The organism is Brevundimonas sp. GN22 (genome assembly GCF_054824005.1).
On sequence record NZ_JSYD01000061.1, the window covers coordinates 1 to 21,694 of the forward strand.

Consider the following 21,694-nt stretch of genomic DNA (forward strand, 5'->3'; position numbering starts at 1 on the left):
TTGCCATGCTGCTGGCGGTGTTGGAGGCGCGCTGCGGCATCACCTTCGGTGACAAGGACGTCTATCTGAACGTTGCGGGCGGCATGCGTATCAACGAGCCCGCCGCCGACCTTGCGGCTGCGACTGCACTGATTTCCTCGGCGCTGGACAAGCCCCTCCCTAAGGGCTGCGTGGTGTTTGGCGAAATCGGTCTGTCTGGCGAAGTGCGTGCTGTTGGCCGCGCCGAGGCTCGCCTACGTGAAGCGGCCAAGCTCGGGTTCGAGCGCGCGCTGGCCCCGTCCCTCGGCAAAGGCAAGAAGAGCGACGTCAAACTGACCTCGGTCGAGCGTCTGGCCGAGGCCGTCGACCGGATTGCCCAAAACCGCTTTTAAGGCTTCGGACATGCCGGTTTCCCGTGCTAGCCACAGGACATGACCGGCTTCGACGTCTTCGTCATTTTGGCAGTTTTGCTCTCCGCTGCGGCGGGATGGTTTCGCGGTGCGCTGCGAGAGCTAACGTCGCTATTCAGCTTCTTTGTCGCGGGGCTCATCTCGCTTCTGACGCTTCCCTGGACCGCTCCATTTGGACGCAGCCTTGTCGATCCCGACTGGGCTGGTTCGATCCTCGCGGTGGGGATTGTGTTCGTCGCCTTCTACTTCGTCATCCGCTGGACGGCGGGCGCGCTGTCGAAGGGCGTGCGTGGTAACGCGCTGGGCGGCATCGACCAGACAGCGGGCGCGGCCCTTGGTGTCGTAAGAGCCTTGGCCTTCGTGGGTTCTGTTCACCTGATTCTCATGAGCGTCGTGGCCGAAGACCCGCCGCTCTGGTTTGCCGAGGCGAAATCGCTGCCGGTCAGCATGGCCTCCGCCTCTGCGATCCAGACGGTACTACCCATGATGGCAAAGGGTGCAGACGCCCTAACCCCCATTGTAAAAAGGTCAGTACACGAAGGCTTTTCCGACCAAAGCGAACAATGAGCCTTGAACTCGAGGCCCGTCAGGACTAGGTGCGGGCCATTCCGACTTAACCCTCGGTCATCGGAGTTCCACGATGCCCCACCATATCGCCGATCCCGTCGTTCACCGTGAACACTGGCGCGAACCGGACGATGACCAGCTGCGTCTCGAGTGCGGCGTCTGTGGCGTGTGGGGGTCTCCTGCAAATGAAGCGTCCTCGATTGTGGCCCTCGGCCTGCATGCGCTTCAGCACCGTGGTCAGGAAGCTTGCGGCATCGCCAGCGTTCTGGACGCCGAGCGTTTCTTCACCGAACGACACATGGGCCTTGTGGGTGAGGCCTTCGGCAATGCCGACCTGACCACCCGCCTTCCGGGTTCTGCCGCTGTCGGCCACACCCGCTACTCTACCGCCGGTGGCAGCTTCATCCGCAACGTTCAGCCGATGTTCGCCGATTTGGACCAAGGCGGTATCGCCATTGCCCACAATGGTAACCTTACGAATTTCAAGCACATCCACGCACAGCTTGTGTCGGAAGGTGCGATCTTCCAGTCGACCTCTGACTCCGAAGCCATCCTCCACCTGATCGCCCGCAGCCGTAAGGCCAAGATCGTCGATCGCTTCATCGACGCGCTGGGCCGCATCGAAGGCGGTTACGCCCTCGTCGCCCAGACCCGCTTCAAAATGATCGGCGCACGCGACCCGTTGGGTATCCGCCCGCTGGTTCTGGGCAAACTGGGTGAAGCGTGGGTTCTGGCCTCGGAAACCTGCGCGCTGGACACCATGGGCGCGACCTTCATCCGTGACATAGAACACGGCGAAGTTGTCGTGATTGACGAAGACGGCCTGGCTTCGATCAAGCCGTTCGCCGATCAGGGTGCCCGCCCCTGCCTGTTCGAATACGTCTACTTCGCCCGTCCGGATTCCATCGTGAACGGCCGCTCGGTTTACGAAGTCCGCAAGGAAATGGGCCGTCGTCTGGCCCGCGAGTTCGACATCGAGGCCGACATCGTGGTTCCGGTGCCTGACTCCGGCGTACCTGCCGCGCTGGGCTATGCCCAAGAGGCTGGCATCCCGTTTGAAATGGGCATCATCCGCAGCCACTATCTGGGCCGCACCTTCATCCAGCCCTCGCAGGCCTCGCGCCAAAAGGGCGTGCGTATGAAGCACAGCCCTAACAAGGCTGTGCTGGAAGGCAAGCGCGTGGTCCTGATCGACGACTCGATCGTTCGTGGCACCACCTCGCTGAAGCTGGTACGCGCCGTCCGCGCTGCCGGTGCCAAGGAAGTGCACCTGCGCTCGGCCAGCCCGCAAATCCTGTTCCCCGACTTCTACGGCATCGACATGCCCGAGCGTTCGCAACTGATGGCCGCGACCCACACGATGGAAGAGATGCGCGCCATCCTGGAAGTCGACTCGCTGGGCTTCCTGTCGATTGACGGCCTTTATGAAGCGACCGGCGTGGGTCCGCGCAACAACGCCAAGCCGCAGTTTACCGACCACTATTTCACCGGCGACTACCCCACTCGCCTGCTGGATCGCGAAGCCGAAGAAGGCGGTCGCGACATTCGCGGCAACAAGGTTTCCATTCTTACCGTGAATGCCTGATCAAAAGGGCCGTCGGATCATCCGGCGGCCCTTTCTTATAGCGGCGCTCCGCGCTATCAGCGGCGCATGTCCGTTACCGCTTCTCTTCCGCTCGCAGACCGTATTGCTCTGGTCGTTGGTGCTTCGCGTGGCATTGGCCGCGAAACCACACTGGCGCTGGCCAAGGCAGGTGCCCATGTCGTGGCCGCCGCTCGTACCCAAGGCGCTCTTGAGGAGCTGGACGACGAGATCTTTGCCGCCACCGGCAAACACGCCACCCTCATCCCGTTCGACATCGTGGACGGCGGTTCTATCGACCGTTTGGGCGGTGCGCTATTCGAGCGCTTCGGCAAGCTGGACATCTGGGTTCAAGCCGCCGCCACCATGGGCGCAGAAGGCTTGACGCCTGTGAGCCATGCCGACCCGCGCGGTTTTGCCAAGATCGAGAAGGTCAACTTCACGGGCGTCTATCGCCTGATCCGCTCGCTGGAACCGCTGTTGAAGGCATCGGCTGCCGCCCGCGTCATCCATCTGACCACCAGCGTTGCCGCCTCCCCGCGCGCCTTCTGGGGCCCGTATGCGGCGACCAAGGCTGGCGCGGAGAACCTGATGCGCTGCTGGGCCGATGAAGTCGAATCCATGCCGATCCGCGTGGCCATCGTCGATCCAGGCCGGATGCGCACGGGCCTGCGCGCCCAAGCCTTCCCCGGCGAAGACCCGCTGATGCTGGCCCATCCGCAAGAGATCACCCCCTTAATGGTCGATCTGGCACGTGGCGACAAAGAGCCGCCGCTCTACATCAAGTTTGCTGACTGGAAGGCCCAACAGGCCAACTGATCTGCAAAAGGGCCGCCTCCGTAAGGAAGCGGCCTTTTCTATTGGCTCGCGGGAACGGTGAACTTGTGCTCAGACCGTGGCGGTTCCGGCAGCTGTGCGGTTCCTTCCATGGACACCAGATACTCGCGCCATATGTAATGGGTGCGCTCTTTTATCAGCTCCATCCGGCAACTCGCGGCCATCACATTGCGGATCGATCCGGACATCCAGTGGGTGTAGACGGCCCCGCAAGCGGAATCCGCATACGCCTTCCATAGACGCTCGCTCTCGGTGATCTCGGCGATCAGGGCTTCGGGTTCGCCGTCTTCGTCGTCTCGTAACACCGCATAGGCCGCGTCAGTATAACGGCGCAGTTCTCGTTCCAACGTCTCGACTTCACGGCCAGCGCAGACGTTCTGTTCGATCGTCGAGCCCGGGCTCCTGCAATCCACATCGGCCCATTCATCCTGTGCCGGCGCGGAGCCTACCAATAGCGCTCCGAAAAGAGCCGCAAGTGCCGTCATCACCTTCTCCTATCGATTTCCGCGCCATCGTCATTCAAACGGTGGCGTTTAAGGGCGAGTAATGTGGGACTCGCTCAGCCTCTGATGAAGCCGCCCACAATGCCTGCCGCCTCGCGCTCACAGGCGGTGTATTGGCTGACTTGCTCCATGTAGCGGTTCAAGGCCACAACGTAGTCGTTCAAGTCGCCGACATAACGATCGAAATCACGCTCATATTGTTCCATCTGCTGATTGAACGCATTGATCACAGCCGGTCGGCAGGTATGGCGATTTCGCGCCTCATCAACACATGACGGAGGGGCAGGACGCACGGGCTTTTGCGCACGAACAACCGCAGGGACCTGCGGCACAGTGCACGCTGGTGCAGATTGTTCCGGCGTCAGTTGCCCTGCAACAAACATGAATATCGCCGCAAGTTTCATAATCCTTCCCCTCGTCTAAAAGCAGATTATTCCCATTATCTCGGCATAAGAAAAGGGCGACCCGCATGCGGATCGCCCTGCTTGCTTCTGGTCATGCGCTCAAGCTTAACGCTTGGCACCGCCCTTTTGGCCCGTACGGATACGGCCCGAACGGGACACCTGACGGGCACCGCCGCGTGCCGCCTTGGTGGCGAATGCACTGGTACCGGACTTCTTGCTGTGGCCCGACTTCAGACCCTTCAGAGGCTTGGCCTGAACGCCAGACTTCTTCTGAGCCAGAGCCTTACCCGGCAGGTTCGAGAGTTTCTCTTCCTGCTCGGCGGCCTTGATGATCTTGCGAGGTGCCGTTTTCGCAGCGCCCTTGAAGCGTTCCGGACCTGACTTGGCACCGCCCTGAGCATAGGGGTTATCGCCGCTCGTCTTGACGTTCAGACGGATCGGCGTGCCCTTGAGGTCAAAGCTCTCGCGGATCGAGTTGATCAGATAGCGCTTGTAGTGGTCCGGCATGGACGCAGCACGGCTGGACATCATCACGAACGTCGGCGGACGCGCCTTGGTCTGTGCGATGTACTTCGGCTTGATGCGCTTGCCGTCCACGGCGGGCGGCGGGTGCCTTTGGGTGGCCATAGACAGCCAGTCGTTCAGATCCTTGGTTTTGACCTTCACCGACCACGTCTCATAGGCCTTGAGCACCGCAGGCATCAGGCGATCAATGCCACGGCCATTGAACGACGATAGCGCGACAAACTCCGAGCCCTTCAGCTGCGGCAGCTTGTTGTCAGCCATCTGCTTCAGTTCGGCCAGACGCTTTTGCGGTTCCTCTTCGAGGTCCCACTTGGACGCGACATAGACCAGGCAACGACCTTCACGCTCGACCAGATCGGCCAGCTGGAGGTCTTGCGTGTCGAAGGCGTCGTCCTTGTCCATCACCATCAGCACGACTTCGGCGAAGGTGATGGCGCGGATGGTGTCAGCGACCGAGAGCTTTTCCAGCTTTTCCTGTACGCGGGCCTTGCGGCGCATACCGGCAGTGTCGATCAGGCGGATGTTCTGGCCTTCATACTGCCAGTCCACCGAAATGGAGTCGCGCGTGATGCCAGCCTCAGGGCCCGTCAGCAGACGGTCGTCACCGATCAGGCGGTTGATCAGCGTGGACTTGCCCGCGTTCGGGCGGCCGATAACCGCGATGCGGATGGGCTTATCCGGCTCGTCGATCTCTTCGATGAAGATGTCCTGCGAAGCCACGACCAGCGCTTGGTACAGGTCGGCCATGCCCTCGCCGTGCTCGGCAGAGATGGCCACCGGCTCGCCAAAGCCGAGGCTGTGCGCCTCGCCAATGCCGCCCGCGCTTTCGCGGCTTTCGGACTTGTTGGCCAGCAGGATGGTCGGCTTATGGATACGGCGTAGACGGTCCGCAAAGATACGGTCCAGCTCGGTCACGCCCTCGCGGGCGTCCATCGTGAACAGGATGACGTCCGCATCCTCGATGGCCAGCTCGGTCTGCTCGCGCATACGGGATTCGAGGGTTTCGTCGGTGACGTCCTCATAGCCCGCCGTATCGATCAGGGTCAGGTCCATGTCGCCGATATTGCCGTCGGCATAGCGACGGTCACGGGTCACACCCGGGCGATCGTCGACAAGCGCGAGGCGCTTGCCTACGAGACGATTAAACAGTGTCGACTTGCCCACATTCGGGCGGCCGACGATGGCGATCTTCAGAGCCATGTCGGCCTTCTAACGCAATTTTTGAACAAGGTCAGCGGATGCTGATGAGGCGGGCGTCGTCGGTCATTACATAAAGCGCGCCGTTATAAGCGGCAGGCGCGATATAGGCCGGAGCCCCCAGGTTGATGGATGCAGTCTGTGCACCGGTCTTCGGATCGAAAGCCAGCATTTGACCTTCGGAGTTGACCAGGATCAGACGGTTCGAAGCGAGCACCGGGCCCGACCACGTCGGACGCACAGTACGCTTACCCATGCCAAAGAACCAGCCACCTTCGGTGCGGGTACGACCTTCGTTTAGGTCGCGGGTCCAGTAGATCTGGCCGGACTCACGGTTGACCACCGTCAGTTCGCCCGTTTTGGACACCACATAGACCACGTCACCGACGGGCAGAGGCGCATTCACGCCACCGATGGGCAGTTCCCACTTGGCATTGCCGGTCACCATGTCGAGGGCTTGCATGATGCCCGACTGGCTGACGGCATAGACGGTGCCGCGGCTGATGACCGGACGACCGGCGATATCGCGAAGTTCCGACAGGGCGTTGGTACGGCTGGTGCGCGACAGCACCTCTTCCCATACCGGCTGACCGTTGGAAGCGCGCAGAGCCACAACCTGACCCGACGAGAACGGAGCAATGACTGTGTCGCCGCTGATGGCCGGGCTGGAGGCGCGCATGATGCGGGCCGGCTCGGTAATGCCGCGATAGGTCCAGGTTTGGTTGCCCGTGGCGGTATCCAGCGCGATCAGCTGGTTGTCGACGTCGACGACGTACAGACGGCCACCGGAGATGGTGGGTGCACCGTGGATGGGCAGATCGGTCGAGTGTTTCCACACAACCTCGCCGGTCGCGGCGTTCAGGGCCGTCACGCTACGGTAACCCGACGAGACGAATACCTTGCCGTCAGCAAAGGCCACGCCGCCGCCGAAGCCGCCGCCGGTCTTGCCACCGCCGGTCGGAATGACGCGCAGAAGGCGACCACCGCCGTCACGCTCGTCGCCCGCCAGATTTTGTTTCCAGACAATTGCGCCGGTGCCGGCATCAACAGCCGAGACCTGGGCTTCGCCGTCCAGCACATAGATACGACCGTCGGCAGCTACCGGCGGTGCCATGACCTGACGCATGCGGTCGGAGTCAGCCCCCACGTTGCGCTTCCACGCGATGGCAAACTCCGGTGCCGCGATGACGTGGCCCATATCGTTCTCAGCGTTCCCGCCCGGCTGTGCCCATTGGGCGACCGACTGAGGTCCGGGAATGAAGAAGTCGCGGCCCGACAGTGCTGGCGACGGAGTCAGCTGCTGTTCGAACTCAAGGATGGAGATACGCTCGCCCTGAGTGGCGACCGCCTTGGGGCCGTCGTCCTTGTTGACGAACGGGATGACCTTTTTAACCGTGCCGCACGAGGCGACGGTCGCGGCCAATCCGCACATCAAAGCAATTTTCAGCGAACGATTCATCTGCGACTTCTCGTGAAGATTACTGGGCTGGGGCAGTCTGTGCCGGCGCAGCAGCGGCCGGAGCCGCAGCGGCTGCCGGAGCCGCAGGTGCGGCCGGAAGCTTGTTCGCCTCGGTGACAATCTTGCGCACTGCGCCCGACGTGCCCGAGTCGATCAGTTGAACAGCAACATTGGCGCGCTGGCGTACCGTTTCCGGCACGTTCTGGCCCAGCTGCAGCTGGACGAACATGGCGCGGGCATCCGCACCCTGGTCATTCATCAGCAGGACCGTGGCCAGAGCTTCCTGCGCCAGTACGGAATAAGGACGCTTTTCACCGGTCAGCGGCTCAAGGCGTGCCTTCATATCGTCAAGCGATGCGGTATCCAGCAGCAGATAGGCGGCCTTCAGAGCAGCGCCATCGGCAATAATCGGATCCTTGCCAACCTTGGCGGCTTCGTCGAACAGACGAACGGCGCCCTGCGTCTTGTTTTGCTCAACGGCTACAGCCGCCTGTTGCATCAGGGCCAGAGCCTTGTAACCACGCGAGCCGGTGTCAGCCGCTTCGCCGAATGCAGCGTTGGCCTGATCCAGATTACCGGCAGCAGCCGATTCCAGACCGCGCTGGTACGCCGCCGAAGCCTTGTCGGCCTCATTGGTCTGCCAGGACTGATAGCCCCACCAGCCCAAGGCACCCACTAGCGCAACAGCGCCCACGCCGGCACCGATCGGCAGCCAGACACGTGCAAAGCGCTTAATACGTTCGGAGCGAAGCTCCTCTTCGACCTGTTCGAAGACATCAACCAAGACAGTCGCCCCAAAAGCCGTTGAAAACACGGGTGGCAAATTCGTCGCGACCCTAAAGTGTCCCGGCGCTGCCCGCAACGAGGGCAGTGCCACAGACTGTTTCTTTTTCGCGATTAAAGGTCGATCAAGGCTGGAAAACGGCGCTCTTACAGAGATTTCGACAGTTGAGTGGCCATCGCAGCCAGCGCAATCGTCAAAGCAATCCCAAACAGGATCAGCAGATAGGGCCCGCTCAGAGCGCCCACGGACACATCCGCCAGACCCAATTGAGCCGACAGTTGTTTGATCATAGCAAAGGCTTCCGTACGCTCTTCACGCGCGACGATGCGCCCCAGACTGCCATCACCAATCAGGCCGGACATCTGGACGCGCACGAACTGTTTGATGACCAGGAATGCCCCGATCACGCCGAAAATGCCTAGAATCGCCCGGCGCCAGCGCCAGCGGTTTTCCAGTCGAACGGCAACTTCGGCATCGAAGAGGGCCGAATCGGCAAACTCGGGCGTCACGCGATAGGCCCTCTCGACAGCAGGATCGAACTCAGGATCAGACATGGTCCAACCTCGTATCAGCAAACGGTTGCGGGCGAAGACGGCTTCTAAGCTTTTCCAGCCCGCGTTTAACGTGTGACTTCACCGTCCCCAGCGGCAGGTTCAGCGATTCCCCGATTTCCTCATGCGTCAGCCCCGCACCGTGGCACAGTGAGACGCACATCCGCTCCGGCTCGCTTAGCGCATTCAGCGCCTTGTCGAGATCAAAGCGGCCAATAGGGTCCAGTTCCAGGCTGTGCCACACATCGTCGGACACAGGCTCGATATCGGTATAGCGGGCCTCGTACTTGATCTGGCGCAGATAGAGCCGCGCAGCGATCCGCCCCACCCATGAACCGAAACTCCCCTGCCCCCGATAATCAACGCACTTCTCATAGGCCCGCATAAAGGCGTCCTGCGCGATGTCGTCTGCGACCGAGTATTGCGCCCCCATCCGGCGCAGCAGGGCGCGCACGAAGGAGGAGTGCCTGCGAACAAGCTCTCCGAATTCGTGCCGCCCGCCAGCGGCCGCGAGGGCCGCCAGCTCGACATCATGCAGGGCCGATAAAGGCTGTTTGCGGGTCATGTTCCGGGGCTTCTCAGTCCTGGATCTTGTTGAAGCGTGACAGGATCAGATAGGCAATCCCGAATACGAACGGTACGCAAGCCACACCCAGCAGGCCGTTCGGCAAGGCGCGCATGTCGTCCACGAACAGGCTCATGTTGGTGAACTGCCCCATCAGGCCCAGACCGATACCGGCGGCGATCCACAGCACACCGCGACGGATGTCACGCGACTTGGAGGGCAGACCCTTCTTCACATCGCGGGTCATCACCTCGATCAGCTCGGCAGGCAGCGACTGGCCTTCTGAGATGGCGGCGCGAACCGTCTTCTGCATTTCCTTTTGGCTGCGGTGCTTGAAATAGGACGGCAGCACGCAAATGGCGCTGATCGTTCCGAACACCGAGAGTATCGCGATAATGCCAACCAGATCGTCCACGGCGAAAATCCTTTTTCTACCGCCCCGTCGTGGGGCGTCTCGGTGTTATGAGACAACCACCTAGCCTCTCGGATGCACGGCAAAGCATGAAATCTTTGTAAGGCTAAGGCGAAGCCTCAAAGCCGCTCACGCGTTGTGGAAGTGACCCCCCAACACGGAGCACCCGAAGATGGCGCAAATCACCTATCGCATTCAGGAACACGACGGCGGCTGGGCCTATCGTCTTGGCGACACCTTCTCGGAAACCTATCCGGACCACGACTCTGCGCGCGCCGCTGCGATGCGTGCCGCGCGCGAGCAAAAGGTGCCCGACGAAGACGCCTGCATCGAGTTTCAAGACAGCGATGGAAAGTGGATCACCCAGCGCGCGGACGGCCAGGATCGGCCGACCGCGGACGTAGAGGGCTGATCAGCCCTTGATAGCGGCCTGATAAATCTCGGGTTTGAAGCCCAGAACCGTCTTGCCGTTCCCCAGATCGAGCACCGGACGTTTGATCATCGACGGTTGCTCCATCATCAGAGCGATTGCCTTGGCCGCATCAATGTCGGCCTTGGCCTCGTCCGGCAGTTGGCGGAAAGTGGTGCCCGCCTTGTTCAGCACCTTCTCCCAGCCATGCTCGGCCACCCACTTTTCCAGCTCGGCCTTGTCAGCACCCTTCACCTTATAGTCGTGAAAGTCATAGGTCACGCCGTTCTCGTCCAGCCAGACACGGGCCTTCTTCATCGTGTCACAGGCCTTGATGCCATAGAGGGTGATGGACATGTGCTGCTCCTGAACTGTTAGTCAGGTGGCTGTCGCATTGAACGGCGGAAGGGTCAAACGAGGTGGCCGCGCCATCCTCACGTCCGTTTGCCGCTTGCTGACTTATCTCTTGCGCTCCGTTGCGAACATTTGGAACGCGGATAATGGTTCACTATGGAAAACCATCAGCCTGCCCTTGGCCTAGGCCTGGCCCCTAACGCGACGCTCATCCTTGCTAGGATCACAGAACCGTCGACGAACGATCTCCAACTTATAGTGGTTGAAGCCAAGCGCCAAAGCGAAGCTGTCTCGACCATCTTGGGGCCCGCAAATCCCGTAGTTCCAGACGCGTCATCGCGAGGCTTCGAACTCACTTGGCGGAATTACGTAGCCTACGTCGTCAGAAATGAGAGTTACTGTCAACAAGAGCCGGGAGAACCTTCACCGTCTGGGCGCATAGGCACGCATCGTCATGACAGTGCATTTCTAACATACGTCGCCACCACCACGTTCGCGACCGATGAATACCCCGGCCCTCTCACGCAGTGGTTTATCAATGCCGACTGGCATTGCGTTGACGTAGTCAGCGACACCGGCCCAGAAATCCGTGAACTGACACCCGAAGAACTCAAACGATTGCTCGCAGAGTTTGACGCTCCGGTCACGACCTATGATCGATTATGAAGCTTAGGATATCTCTTCGGCTTTCTATCCAAAACTGACATTTATCAGTTCTGTAATAGCCCAAGCATTCAGCTCTCACATCCACAAGCGTAGCTACTTGGTCGCACGCAGACATTAGCCCCGCCTATAAACTGTACCCATGAAACACGCTATCTTGCTCGCAATGGCTGTTCTCTCGTGTGCGATTTCGGGTTGCGGAAAGGTCGGAACGAGCGAGCCAGCCTACACAGCATCCCTCAAGGTCGAGGCTGAGCAGTGCACATCATTCTGCCGATTTGTGATCGTTCGCCTGAGAGTTGAAAACACCGGCAACGAAGTTCTATGCGTTCCAAGCGTCTACGATGACACGACCGGACAGGCTGCGCTTTTCCTAAAAGATCGCGCCAGTCATGAGCAACTTAATCTCACGCGATCTTACGACCCTAACAGATTTTCGAGCAGACACTACCGGCGCGACATGTTGGACTTTTTTGAGCTTCCTCAAACGGTCATTCAGCCCGGCGGTCATCACGATTTTAAGCTGACGTTTGACGGAGAGTTCGAGCTCAGAGATCAGCCAACGGATGCTATGCTCAGGCTCGTCGCTTTTCGTTGCCGTGCTGTTTCGGCCACGCCCGACGCAATGTTTCAGGACCTACGTTCAGAAGTGACATTTAAGTAGCAGCACAAAGTCCGATCAAGACTTTCGCACCCAGCGTCGCGTCCGCCCCGTTGTGGCCTTCTGTCTCGTCCCGCATAGCTCGTTGTCTTGAGGAAATGGGCGATGCGACGAGTCTGGCACTTACCGACACTACGATCTACCGTCGCGCTGCTTGGACTGATCGCATTAGCGAGTTGCCAGCACTTGGGCGAAGCGGTGATCACCGGACCTCTGGAAGCTCCCGAAATGCAAGCTCGCGCGGGAGGCATTTGGAGCCGACGCCTACCTTGCCTGAATGAGGCTAAAATTACTCACGGGGCTACCACGATGTGGCGTATCTCTTCCCAGGGTGACAAGTGCGTCGAGGTGCGCAGGCTTAGATACGGGACCGTACCAGAGGATTTCATTCAAGACGCTCAAGCCAAACCGCTCCAACCGGACATAACCTATGACGTGCATGTAGACGGTTGGACGGCTCAGATGCCTAACGTGCCCTTTCAGGCATGGGGCAGGTTCACGTTTCAAGATGGACGCTGGACCAAGCCTTAGTCGTCGAATGTCCGCGCAGTTGCCACACAAGTTTCCGCGAGCGTAAGGCTGGTCTGAAGGGCCGATTCCGCTCGGTCCAGCCAAGTTTTGACTTGCGTCCGATCATATTGGGTCCAAGCTTTGCTTTGTCTGGCACAGGTTTGGAAATTGGCTCATGGCGCATCGGGAAACTCACCGGTTTGATCGCATTGGGTGGCTTCGTGCCGCCGTTTTGGGCGCAAATGACGGCCTTGTCTCCACCGCCAGTCTGGTGGTGGGCGTGGCGGCGGCGTCGGCTTCGCACAGCGGCATTCTGGTTGCCGGTATCGCGGGTCTGGTGGCTGGCGCAATGTCGATGGCGGCGGGTGAGTATGTCTCCGTAAGTTCGCAATCGGACACGGAAAAGGCCGACTTGGCCCGCGAGCGGGATGAGCTGGCCAACATGCCCGAAGCCGAAGTTGCCGAGTTGCGAAACATCTACATCAAGCGCGGGGTCTCGCCCGATGTCGCGGAGACGGTGGCGCGTCAAATGATGGCACATGACGCATTGGGTGCCCATGCGCGAGACGAGTTGGGCATATCAGAGATTACTGCCGCCAAGCCGATACAGGCGGCGATCACATCCGCGGCGACCTTCTCTGCCGGTGCCGCTATTCCCTTGGCCGTAGCCGCCCTCGCGCCCTTGTCTTTCACCGTCCCTGCCGTATTCGGCTCGGCCTTGGCAGGATTGGCGATACTGGGTGTGATGGGCGCCAAAACCGGCGGAGCCCCCGTCACACGCTCCGTCGTTAGGGTCATTTTCTGGGGCATTCTGGCGATGGCCATAACCGCAGGCGTAGGCAAGCTGTTTGGCGTTGCAGTCTAGGTTAGGCACCGCACTTTTTGGCGCTGATAGCGCCGATACTCGCCCTAAATAACAACGTCGTGCGCGGGCGTTGTGGATGCGCAATGCGGGTGGCAGGGTAGCCCAAACGGAAGGTCCCCCATGTTAGCTTCAGTCGTTGTTTCGTTAGTCGCCAGTCTCTCTGTTCAGGAACAGGCCCCCTCCTCGCTCGACGGCGTGATCTCCAGCCATTCACAGCAATACGCCCTTCAGCGTCCCAATCCGGGCATCCATTTTTCGCCGACAGGCGCGGCCCGCTATGCCATGCAGCAGGGGTGCATTCCCCACATCATGACCGGTCGGCCAGCCGGAGAATTCGTAAGCACCGCAGCGTCCGGGCGTCGCAACGCCGCTCCGGGTCAATACACCATCTCCACGGTCGTCACCCTTAAAGAAGACCCGGGCGGATCGTGCACCATTATGGCCACACGGGGCGAGCCGGAGCGCCTCCGAGCCGAAATGCTCGGCGTCTTTAGCGAGGCGGGAGCCACCAGTACAGTGTCGCTCGACACAGGTGTGGGTTCTCGGGACTCCAATGGAAATTTCCGTCAGGAGCTGCACTGTCTGACGCTCAATGGCCGCCCGCTTTATCTGCTGATGTCTTCCTCCACGGCCTCGAACCGACCCCGCCTGATGGCCAGTCTGGGATCAGACCAGAACGGCGATTGCGCCTCTCGCGGACATACAGCCAACCGCCCTCAGGCCCGCTGACGAGGGGCATCGCAAGCTCGGCTTCAGCGCGAGAGTGGCGGTCAGGAATGGCCACTATAGCGGGGGATACGACGAACCTTCTCCCGCACCTGTCGTTATAAAAACGACAGGAGACTTTCCATGACGCTTCATCCCGCCCTGAGTTTTTCCGCCGCAGCTCTTATGCTGATGATGGGCGGGTGCGAGCGAGAGCCCGCGCCCACGACAACGCCGGCCCCGCCAGAGCCTGTGGTCGCGCCCCCGCTCCCTGAAACCACAACCAATCCCCTCGCCGCCGCCGAGTCTGCGCAAGGGCTACAAGGGGGCACCGATGACTGGCAAAAGGTCATGTCCGCCGAAGACAAGGACCGTATGGCGCGTCTCAACCAAGCATGGTCGAGCGCTCTGAAATCGGCCAACAGCGACGTCGAAAATCGCGGTGCGATCAAGGCGCTATCCGCTCTGGCCCGACCCGACGCTGCTTTGGAAGGGCGACTTCCGCCACCACCGGGGACCTATCGGTGCCGCACCTTGAAACTGGGTTCGAGAGGGGCGGTGGGGCTCGACTATGTCGCCTATCCCTATTTCCGGTGCCGGGTTGAGCTCACGGCGGGCGGCGACCTGATCCTTGAGAAGGTTAGCGGCAGCCAGCGCTTCAAAGGACTCCTCTATCCCGACACCAACACGCGACTGGTCTATGTCGGTACGCAGGCGTGGGGCGACGAGCAGGGATTCCCCACATATGGCCAACAGCCCGAACGTGACGAGTCCGGCGTTTTAGAGCGCATTGGCCCATCGCAATGGCGACTGGTCATTCCCTTCCCCAAACAGGAATCCCGCCTCAACATTATCGAAATCGTCCGCTGAACGCTGATCATCGGTAGATTTCGGAGCCTAAACTTGGTCTGGTCCGTTCAGTCGGGTCGGACAGGTTTTCAGCGGGGCATCCATGCATATCAGTCGGTTTACGGTTCTGGCGATCTGTCTGGTGCTGGCAGTGGTCTTTCTGGTCTCTCTGCTTTGGAACATCGGATTCTGGCCGCTGGCTGTGGTATTCTGCGCACTGGCGGCCTTGGGGCTTTACGATCTGACCCAGCCGCGCCATTCCGTGCGCCGAAACTATCCGATCATCGGTAATTTCCGCTGGCTTTTCGAAGCCTTACGCCCGGAACTTCGCCAATATCTTTTTGAATCCGACAACGAGGCGACACCCTTCTCGCGCAGCCAGCGCTCGCTGGTCTATGCCCGCGCTAAGGGGGAAAGCAGCGAACGCGCCTTTGGCACACTGCTGGACGTTTATAACGACCGGTACGAGTTCATCGCCCCGTCGATCCGCCCCGCGCCGGTGGCCAGCCTCGACACCTTGCGCGTCACTATCGGCGGGCCGCAGTGCAAGCAGCCCTACTCTGCCTCGCTGTTCAATATCTCGGCTATGAGCTTTGGCTCACTCAGCGCGAATGCTATCCGCGCCCTGAACAAGGGGGCCAAGGCAGGCAGTTTCTATCACGACACCGGCGAAGGCGGTCTCAGCCCCTATCACCGCGAGGGTGACGGCGACATCGTCTGGGAAATCGGCAGCGGCTATTTCGGATGCCGCACGCTGGACGGGAAGTTCGATCCTGAACGCTTCGTCCAGAACGCCACCCTGCCCCAGGTGAAGATGATCGAGATCAAGATCAGCCAAGGGGCCAAGCCCGGCCATGGCGGCATCCTTCCCGGTCCGAAGGTCACCCCAGAGATTGCCGAAATCCGCGGTGTAGCCGTAGGCGTGGATTGCATCTCTCCGCCCTATCACACGGCCTTCAACACGCCGGTCGAGATGATGCATTTCATTGCGCAATTGCGTGAACTGTCCGGCGGCAAGCCCGTTGGGTTCAAGCTCTGCATCGGTCACCCGTGGGAGTTCATGGGCATCGTCAAGGCCATGCTGGAGACTAGCATCCTGCCTGACTTCATTGTCGTGGACGGTGCCGAGGGCGGCACAGGCGCAGCCCCGCTGGAGTTCGCCAACCACATCGGCACGCCGCTGCGCGAAGGTCTGCTGCTGGTGCACAACACGCTGCTGGGTGCGAACCTGCGCCAGCACATCCGCATCGGCGCGGCAGGCAAGGTGATCAGCGCGTTTGATATTGCCAGCCTGCTTGCGATGGGGGCGGATTATACGAATGCCGGACGCGGCTTCATGTTCGCGCTAGGTTGTATCCAGTCCCTGACCTGCAACACCAACAAATGTCCCACGGGCGTGGCCACCCAAGACCCGTCACGCCAGCGTGCCCTCGTGGTGCCGGACAAGGCCCAGCGCGTCGCGACCTATCACAACAGCACCATGCACGCTTTGGCCGAAATGCTGGCCGCCGCCGGTATCGCCAAGCCGGAGGACCTCGGCCCCCAGCATCTGGTTCGCCGTATCAGCCAGTCGGAAATCCGTCTCTACTCCCAGATCCACACCTTCCTGAAGCCGGGCGAGCTGCTGGAACAGGGCGAACAGCACCCCTTCTATGGCCTGTCGTGGAAGCTGGCCGACGCGCATAGCTTCGTCGCGGAGAAAGGTTATTCAGCCTTCAACGATCTGGAGATGAAATGACCGCCTACGTAGCCCTTGTCCGTGCGGTCAATGTCGGCGGCACTGGCAAGCTGCCCATGAGCGAACTTCTGGCCATGTGCGAGGCCGCAGGGTTCACGAATGCGAAAACCTATATCGCCAGCGGCAATGTCGTCTTTCAGAGCGACCTGAGCGAACATCCGATCAAGCTCGCGTTAGAGAACGCCTTGGCCGCCTATGCCGGAAAGCCGGTCGGGGTTTGCGTTCGAACCTGCGAGGAAATGAAGCAGGTGCTTGCGGCAAACCCGTTTGCTCACGCCCCCGGAAACCGCGTGAATACGTTGTTTCTGGATGAGGCACCGCCCCAGGATGCCATCACTGACGCCAGGCACCTTAAAGGGGAAGAGATCATCCTTGGCGTGCGCGAAATCTACGTTCACTACCCGGATGGAATGGGCGGGTCGAAGCTGGTCATCCCCGCCGCTAACAAGGGCACCATGCGCAACATGAACACGGTTGCGAAACTGACCGAGATGTCCGCCGCCCTAAGCTGATCATTTCACTACGACCAGCTGAATGCCTGCTCTAACGGCACACCGAACACCTCGGCGATCTTGAAGGCTGTTTCCAGCGACGGCGAGTATTTGCCTTGTTCGATCGCGGCGATGGTTTGGCGGGTAACGCCGACACGCTGGCCCAGTTCGGCCTGCGTCATCTCGCCTGCGTGAAAGCGCAAAGTACGGATGGTGTTATGAATCGACTTAGCCATGGACACCCCGACGGTAGCCCATGATGACCATGACGTCGCGAACGATCTCGCTGATCACCACCACGGCAAAGGTGCCATTGACGATCTTATAGGCAGGCTCGGTGAACGGCGCGACGCCCCCCACGATCAGCACTCCAATCATCATCACCGCATAGGCCACCGATGTCGCTTTGCGGTCGATGGCGCGGTCACGCTCGTCCGCCTTGTGGCTGGCATCGCGTCGGGCAGCGAGGAAGATGGCTAGACTGCCCGCCGCCGTAATCAGGCCGTGCAGCGCCGCAACCGGACCAAAGCTGCGGACGATATCGAGCATGTCGTTCTTGCCGAACTCCACCGCCGGGCCCGCAACGCCGAAATAGTAGGCATAGGTCAGCAGGAACCCGATCAGCGTCAGCCAGGCCATTTTTTCCCGTAAAGCCATGATCCGTGTCTCCTTATTCGAACAACAAGAATACTTAAGCGAACCTTGAGTCAAATATACTTAACATAAAGTTCGATTTTTCGTGCCTTCTGTCACGGAAATGACTCGGCCCTATAGGCTCGTCTTAGTCGCTCATGAGGATACGGCCGCCAAACAGCGCGACCAGCAAACAGCCCGTCCAGAGCAGCGCAAATCCCCAGATACGGACGTCGCCCAGCTCCCAAACCGCGACACTGCAAAGACCCGCGTTGCAAGCCGCCATAAAGGGTACAGCCGATAGGGTAGCTACGATCCCCGCACCGATAAGCAGCGCCCAGCCCAAGCCCTTCGCCGTCTTGCGCGGTCCTCCGAGACCGACGAGGCGGGGCTTGGCAGTGTCCGGTGTCGCTGAGGCGTAGACCGCACCGGAGCGCGTTGTGGACCCGACCTGGGAGGCCAGCTTACGGCTCGCCTTTTGGGTAGCGTCCGCGGTCTGCGGCGATGGGCTGGACGATGATGGATAGTATGACGACGATGTTCGCTGCTCTGCCAGATAAGCCACGACCTGTGCGCTGTCGGCGTACCAAAGCCCGCTCTGCGGCAAAGCCCACCTCCCTCCAAGCTTCACCTTGGCCGGCTGTCCTGTGGCGGGGTCGATATATTCGCTGACGATCAGCTTTGGCTTCTTGCCTACCGTACTGAAAGCCGTGATCGCGCTCCACGGCATGTGGCGACTGGGTCCAAACGTTGGCCGAAAGATCAGCCCCCTACGGTCTAACTCCAGCTCTCGCGGCTTTACCACCTCCACCAAGGAAGCGAGCGATACCACGACGAACACGGTCGACAGCACCAGAATAAACACGGGCGGTGAACCGTCTCCGATGATCGCTTTCAGAAACAGAAAGGCCACGAATGTCGGGGTCAGGCCCGCGACAAGAGCCCCTAGTCGTGACGACCGGATAACCTCGGACTGCATTGCCGGCCCCTCCCCGAAGCACACTCAACTCATACCAAAGCACGATCAGACACAACGGGTTCATTGCTACGCCTGACTAAACAGGTAGCGCCGTCGTATATTTCACCTGACTGAGGGCAAAGTGCGAGGCGGCTGTCGCGACGTTGGCATGGTTCAGAAGTTCCCGCATCAGAAACCGCTCATAGCCTGCCACGTCCTCGGCCACGATCCGCAGCAGATAGTCCCATTCGCCGGACATGGAGTGCGCCTCCATCACCTCGGGCTTGGTGTTCAGAAACGCCTCGAAAGCTTGCCGGTCATTGGGCGAGTGCGACTTCATACGCACCTGACACATGACGTTGACCCCGCGCCCCACCCGCTCGGCATCTACCAACCGCACCTGCGCCTTGAGAACGCCTGCCTCCTCCATCGCCTTGATCCGGCGCCAGCATGAAGCGGGCGACGATCCGGCCAGTTCGGCGAGCGCCGCGTGGCTCAGCGAAGAATCCGTCTGGAGTAAACGTAGCAGTCGACGATCCACCTCATCGAGATCATATCGTTTCATATTCGCGCCCATCATGAACCAGATTCATCATCCATCGTCATTTCACGCCCTGTTTTGAAAGGCAACGCGCAGAATGTGATGGCAAACTGTCGTAACAAGGATTTCGGGAAACGATCCCCATATAAGAGGGACACCCGACAGGTTTCAGGGAGGAACCGCCATGGGCAGCCACGCTCTACAGACGCCGCCGGAAGGTGCATCCAGCGACTGGACCATCCCGCAGAACTGGTCGGCCTATACACCTGAAGAACACGCCCTGTGGGACAAGCTTTATGCGCGCCAGACCGAGCTTCTGCCGTCGCGCGTGACGCCGGCCTTCATGGAAGGTCTGGATATTCTAAAGCTGTCTGACGGCGGCATCCCGAACTTTGAAGACCTGTCCGAGCGCCTGCACAAACTGACGGGCTGGCAGGTTGTGGCCGTGCCTGGTCTTGTACCGGACGACGTCTTCTTCGAGCATCTGGCCAACCGCCGCTTCGTGGCAGGCAACTTTATCCGAACGCCGGAACAGATTGATTATCTTCAGGAACCGGATGTGTTCCACGACGTGTTCGGCCACGTTCCGCTTCTCGCCCACCCTGTCTTTGCCGACTATATGCAGGCCTATGGCCAGGGCGGCATGAAGGCCATGAAGCACAACGCCATCCACAATCTGTCGCGCCTGTACTGGTACACGGTCGAGTTCGGCCTGATCAAAGACGGCGACGACATGAAGCTGTATGGCGCGGGCATCGTCTCGTCGCGCACGGAGTCGATCTTCGCGCTGGACGACGCCTCGCCCAACCGCATCGGCTTCGACATGAAGCGCGTGATGCAGACCCGCTATCGCATCGACGACTTCCAGCAGACCTATTTCGTGATCGACAGCTTCGAGGACCTGCTTAAGCAGACCATCGAGACCGACTTCGCACCCATCTATGCCGAACTGGCCAACGAGGCCGAGTTCGAACCCGCCGACATCCTGCCGAACGACCGCGTCTCCACCACAGGCACCCAAGCCTGGGCCAACCGCGTCACGGACAACTGATTTCATCTGATTTTAGCTCGCCCCTAAGATCGGGGTGATGACAGCAAGGAGACCATTCTGATGGCCATTACCGCTGAAAACCCCATCGGCCTCGACGGCTTCGAGTTCGTAGAGTTCACCAGCCCCGATCCGGCCGCCATGAAGGCGCTGATCGAACAGCTGGGCTTTGTGGCGACCCACACCCACCCGACCAAGAAGATCACCCGTTACAAGCAGGGCCAAACCAACCTGCTGGTCAACTACGAGCCGACCGGTCAGGCCGCCGACTTCCGCGCTGCCCATGGTCCGTCGGCCTCGGGCATGGCTTTCCGTGTGGCTGACGCTCAGCAAGCCTATGATCTTGCTCTGTCGCGCGGCGCGCACGCCGTTGACGCCTCGGTTGGTGCTCTGGGCGATGACGCCAAGGTGCTGCAAGGCATCGGCGGCTCGTACCTGTACCTGATCGACCAGTACGGCGAAAAAGGCAGCATCTATGATGGCTGGACCGAGATCGCTGGCTGGCAGGAAGCCGAAGCCGCCAACTCGGTCGGCCTCGATATCCTCGACCACCTGACCCACAACGTAAAGCGCGGCCAGATGCGCACGTGGTCGACCTTCTACAACCAGATCTTCGGCTTCGAAGAGCAGAAGTATTTCGACATCAAGGGCAAGGCGACCGGCCTGTTCTCGCAAGCGATGATCGCGCCGGACAAGGCGATCCGTATCCCGCTGAACGAGTCCCAAGACGAAAACTCGCAGATCGAAGAGTTCATCCGTCAGTACAACGGCGAAGGCATCCAGCACCTCGCCATGACCACCGACAATATCTACGAGACTGTCGAAAAGCTGCGCGCCCGTGGCGTGAAGCTGCAAGATACCATCGAGACCTACTATGAGCTGGTCGACAAGCGCGTTCCGGGCCACGGTGAAGACCTCGAGCGCCTGCGCAAGAACCGCATCCTGATCGACGGCAACGTCGGCGAAGAAGGCCTCCTGCTGCAGATCTTCACCGAAAACCTGTTCGGCCCGATCTTCTTCGAGATCATCCAGCGCAAGGGCAACGAAGGCTTCGGCAACGGCAACTTCCAGGCCCTGTTCGAATCCATCGAACTGGACCAGATCCGTCGCGGCGTCATCAAGGTCGACGCCTAAAGGCTGACCTTTTCGGGCGGGGCGATCACGCTCCGCCCGTCTTCTATTTTATCCGAGGGGAAAACGGCTGATGTCCTCCAATACGCCTTCGTATCAGACGGGCTTTGCCAACCATTTCGCGACCGAGGCTGCGGCCGGTGCCCTGCCCAAGGGTCGCAACTCGCCGCAGAAGCCGGCGATGGGGCTTTATGCCGAGCAGCTTTCCGGCACGGCCTTTACCGCGCCGCGTGACCACAACCACCGTTCGTGGCTGTACCGCCTGCGCCCGTCCGCGCAGCACGGCCCGTACAAGCCGTTCGATCAGGGTCTGGTCCGCTCTACCCCCTTTAACGAAACCACGCCCAATCCCAACCGCATGCG

27 protein-coding genes are annotated in these 21,694 nt (G+C 60.3%); 14 read left to right on the forward strand and 13 right to left on the reverse strand.

Features of this window, described 5'->3' with window-relative positions; translation table 11 throughout:
- The 4 genes from OB03_RS08965 to OB03_RS08980 all read left to right on the forward strand — a co-directional run.
- The coding region (locus OB03_RS08965; RefSeq protein WP_461343903.1) for a magnesium chelatase domain-containing protein at positions 1–371 on the forward strand (371 nt) is incomplete at its 5' end.
- A 39-nt stretch (positions 372–410) separates the two neighbouring features.
- Positions 411–956 (forward strand): CvpA family protein, encoded by a 546-nt coding sequence (locus OB03_RS08970; protein WP_242914131.1) that lies wholly within the window; start codon positions 411–413, stop codon positions 954–956.
- A gap of 73 nt (positions 957–1,029) precedes the next feature.
- Entirely contained in the window at positions 1,030–2,541 is a 1,512-nt protein-coding gene (gene purF, locus OB03_RS08975) for an amidophosphoribosyltransferase (RefSeq protein ID WP_461343904.1), read from the forward strand.
- A 66-nt stretch (positions 2,542–2,607) separates the two neighbouring features.
- A complete protein-coding gene (locus OB03_RS08980; RefSeq protein ID WP_242914133.1) occupies positions 2,608–3,357 on the forward strand; it encodes an SDR family NAD(P)-dependent oxidoreductase in 750 nt (249 codons plus the stop codon).
- Positions 3,358–3,395: 38 nt separating this feature from the next.
- Here the strand turns inward: OB03_RS08980 and OB03_RS08985 are convergent, their stop codons facing one another.
- The 8 genes from OB03_RS08985 to OB03_RS09020 all read right to left on the reverse strand — a co-directional run bounded on the left by OB03_RS08985 (position 3,396) and on the right by OB03_RS09020 (position 9,778).
- Positions 3,396–3,860, reverse strand: coding sequence for a lysozyme inhibitor LprI family protein (locus OB03_RS08985; RefSeq protein ID WP_461343905.1), 465 nt, complete (start codon positions 3,858–3,860; stop codon positions 3,396–3,398).
- 74 nt (positions 3,861–3,934) lie between these two features.
- A complete protein-coding gene (locus OB03_RS08990) occupies positions 3,935–4,282 on the reverse strand; it encodes a hypothetical protein (RefSeq protein WP_242914135.1) in 348 nt (115 codons plus the stop codon).
- Positions 4,283–4,387: 105 nt separating this feature from the next.
- Positions 4,388–6,007 carry a ribosome biogenesis GTPase Der gene (gene der, locus OB03_RS08995; protein WP_242914136.1) on the reverse strand — a complete coding sequence of 540 codons (1,620 nt, stop codon included), beginning with the start codon at positions 6,005–6,007 and terminating at the stop codon, positions 4,388–4,390.
- Between the two features lie 31 nt (positions 6,008–6,038).
- Positions 6,039–7,463, reverse strand: coding sequence for an outer membrane protein assembly factor BamB family protein (locus tag OB03_RS09000; RefSeq protein WP_461343906.1), 1,425 nt, complete (start codon positions 7,461–7,463; stop codon positions 6,039–6,041).
- Positions 7,464–7,482: 19 nt separating this feature from the next.
- On the reverse strand, positions 7,483–8,247 hold the full coding sequence (locus OB03_RS09005; protein ID WP_461343907.1) for a tetratricopeptide repeat protein: 765 nt from the start codon (positions 8,245–8,247) through the stop codon (positions 7,483–7,485).
- A gap of 146 nt (positions 8,248–8,393) precedes the next feature.
- Positions 8,394–8,801, reverse strand: a complete 408-nt coding sequence (locus OB03_RS09010; protein WP_242914139.1) for a hypothetical protein — start codon at positions 8,799–8,801, stop codon at positions 8,394–8,396.
- Positions 8,794–9,363 carry an RNA polymerase sigma factor gene (locus tag OB03_RS09015; protein ID WP_242914140.1) on the reverse strand — a complete coding sequence of 190 codons (570 nt, stop codon included), beginning with the start codon at positions 9,361–9,363 and terminating at the stop codon, positions 8,794–8,796. The genes OB03_RS09010 and OB03_RS09015 overlap by 8 nt, the downstream gene beginning before the upstream one ends.
- Before the next feature lie 13 nt (positions 9,364–9,376).
- A complete protein-coding gene (locus tag OB03_RS09020; RefSeq protein ID WP_461343908.1) occupies positions 9,377–9,778 on the reverse strand; it encodes a DUF6249 domain-containing protein in 402 nt (133 codons plus the stop codon).
- Positions 9,779–9,947: 169 nt separating this feature from the next.
- Between OB03_RS09020 and OB03_RS09025 the strand changes: the two genes are divergently transcribed.
- On the forward strand, positions 9,948–10,187 hold the full coding sequence (locus OB03_RS09025; RefSeq protein ID WP_242914142.1) for a hypothetical protein: 240 nt from the start codon (positions 9,948–9,950) through the stop codon (positions 10,185–10,187).
- Here OB03_RS09025 and OB03_RS09030 read toward each other — a convergent pair whose 3' ends face one another.
- Complete coding sequence (locus OB03_RS09030; protein WP_242914143.1) at positions 10,188–10,541, reverse strand: ArsC family reductase; 354 nt, start codon at positions 10,539–10,541, stop codon at positions 10,188–10,190.
- A gap of 802 nt (positions 10,542–11,343) precedes the next feature.
- Here OB03_RS09030 and OB03_RS09035 point away from each other — a divergent pair.
- The 6 genes from OB03_RS09035 (at position 11,344) to OB03_RS09060 (ending at position 17,041) form a co-directional block, all read left to right on the forward strand.
- Positions 11,344–11,865: a hypothetical protein gene (locus OB03_RS09035; RefSeq protein WP_461343909.1), complete on the forward strand. Its 522-nt coding sequence runs from the start codon at positions 11,344–11,346 to the stop codon at positions 11,863–11,865.
- A gap of 682 nt (positions 11,866–12,547) precedes the next feature.
- Complete coding sequence (locus tag OB03_RS09040; protein WP_461343910.1) at positions 12,548–13,237, forward strand: VIT1/CCC1 transporter family protein; 690 nt, start codon at positions 12,548–12,550, stop codon at positions 13,235–13,237.
- 120 nt (positions 13,238–13,357) lie between these two features.
- Positions 13,358–13,966, forward strand: a complete 609-nt coding sequence (locus OB03_RS09045) for a hypothetical protein (RefSeq protein WP_461343911.1) — start codon at positions 13,358–13,360, stop codon at positions 13,964–13,966.
- 120 nt (positions 13,967–14,086) lie between these two features.
- Positions 14,087–14,812 (forward strand): DUF4893 domain-containing protein, encoded by a 726-nt coding sequence (locus tag OB03_RS09050; RefSeq protein WP_461343912.1) that lies wholly within the window; start codon positions 14,087–14,089, stop codon positions 14,810–14,812.
- 82 nt (positions 14,813–14,894) lie between these two features.
- The gene (locus tag OB03_RS09055) at positions 14,895–16,529 is read left to right on the forward strand and encodes an FMN-binding glutamate synthase family protein (protein ID WP_461343913.1); all 1,635 of its coding nucleotides are present in this window, start codon (positions 14,895–14,897) and stop codon (positions 16,527–16,529) included.
- A 56-nt stretch (positions 16,530–16,585) separates the two neighbouring features.
- Positions 16,586–17,041 carry a DUF1697 domain-containing protein gene (locus OB03_RS09060; RefSeq protein ID WP_461343914.1) on the forward strand — a complete coding sequence of 152 codons (456 nt, stop codon included), beginning with the start codon at positions 16,586–16,588 and terminating at the stop codon, positions 17,039–17,041.
- 8 nt (positions 17,042–17,049) lie between these two features.
- Here the strand turns inward: OB03_RS09060 and OB03_RS09065 are convergent, their stop codons facing one another.
- From OB03_RS09065 to OB03_RS09080, 4 genes are all read right to left on the reverse strand, one after another.
- Complete coding sequence (locus OB03_RS09065; protein WP_242914151.1) at positions 17,050–17,256, reverse strand: helix-turn-helix transcriptional regulator; 207 nt, start codon at positions 17,254–17,256, stop codon at positions 17,050–17,052.
- Complete coding sequence (locus OB03_RS09070) at positions 17,249–17,677, reverse strand: hypothetical protein (RefSeq protein WP_461343915.1); 429 nt, start codon at positions 17,675–17,677, stop codon at positions 17,249–17,251. The genes OB03_RS09065 and OB03_RS09070 overlap by 8 nt, the downstream gene beginning before the upstream one ends.
- A gap of 124 nt (positions 17,678–17,801) precedes the next feature.
- Complete coding sequence (locus OB03_RS09075) at positions 17,802–18,632, reverse strand: hypothetical protein (RefSeq protein WP_461343916.1); 831 nt, start codon at positions 18,630–18,632, stop codon at positions 17,802–17,804.
- 76 nt (positions 18,633–18,708) lie between these two features.
- Positions 18,709–19,176: an Lrp/AsnC family transcriptional regulator gene (locus tag OB03_RS09080; RefSeq protein ID WP_242914154.1), complete on the reverse strand. Its 468-nt coding sequence runs from the start codon at positions 19,174–19,176 to the stop codon at positions 18,709–18,711.
- A gap of 160 nt (positions 19,177–19,336) precedes the next feature.
- On the opposite strand from OB03_RS09080, the gene phhA reads away from it, so the two are divergent.
- From phhA to OB03_RS09095, 3 genes are all read left to right on the forward strand, one after another.
- Positions 19,337–20,203, forward strand: a complete 867-nt coding sequence (gene phhA / locus OB03_RS09085; protein WP_461343917.1) for a phenylalanine 4-monooxygenase — start codon at positions 19,337–19,339, stop codon at positions 20,201–20,203.
- A 60-nt stretch (positions 20,204–20,263) separates the two neighbouring features.
- Positions 20,264–21,334, forward strand: a complete 1,071-nt coding sequence (gene hppD / locus OB03_RS09090) for a 4-hydroxyphenylpyruvate dioxygenase (RefSeq protein WP_427846579.1) — start codon at positions 20,264–20,266, stop codon at positions 21,332–21,334.
- A 70-nt stretch (positions 21,335–21,404) separates the two neighbouring features.
- Positions 21,405–21,694 (forward strand): homogentisate 1,2-dioxygenase (locus tag OB03_RS09095; RefSeq protein ID WP_461343918.1); only part of this gene is annotated, 290 nt, incomplete at its 3' end.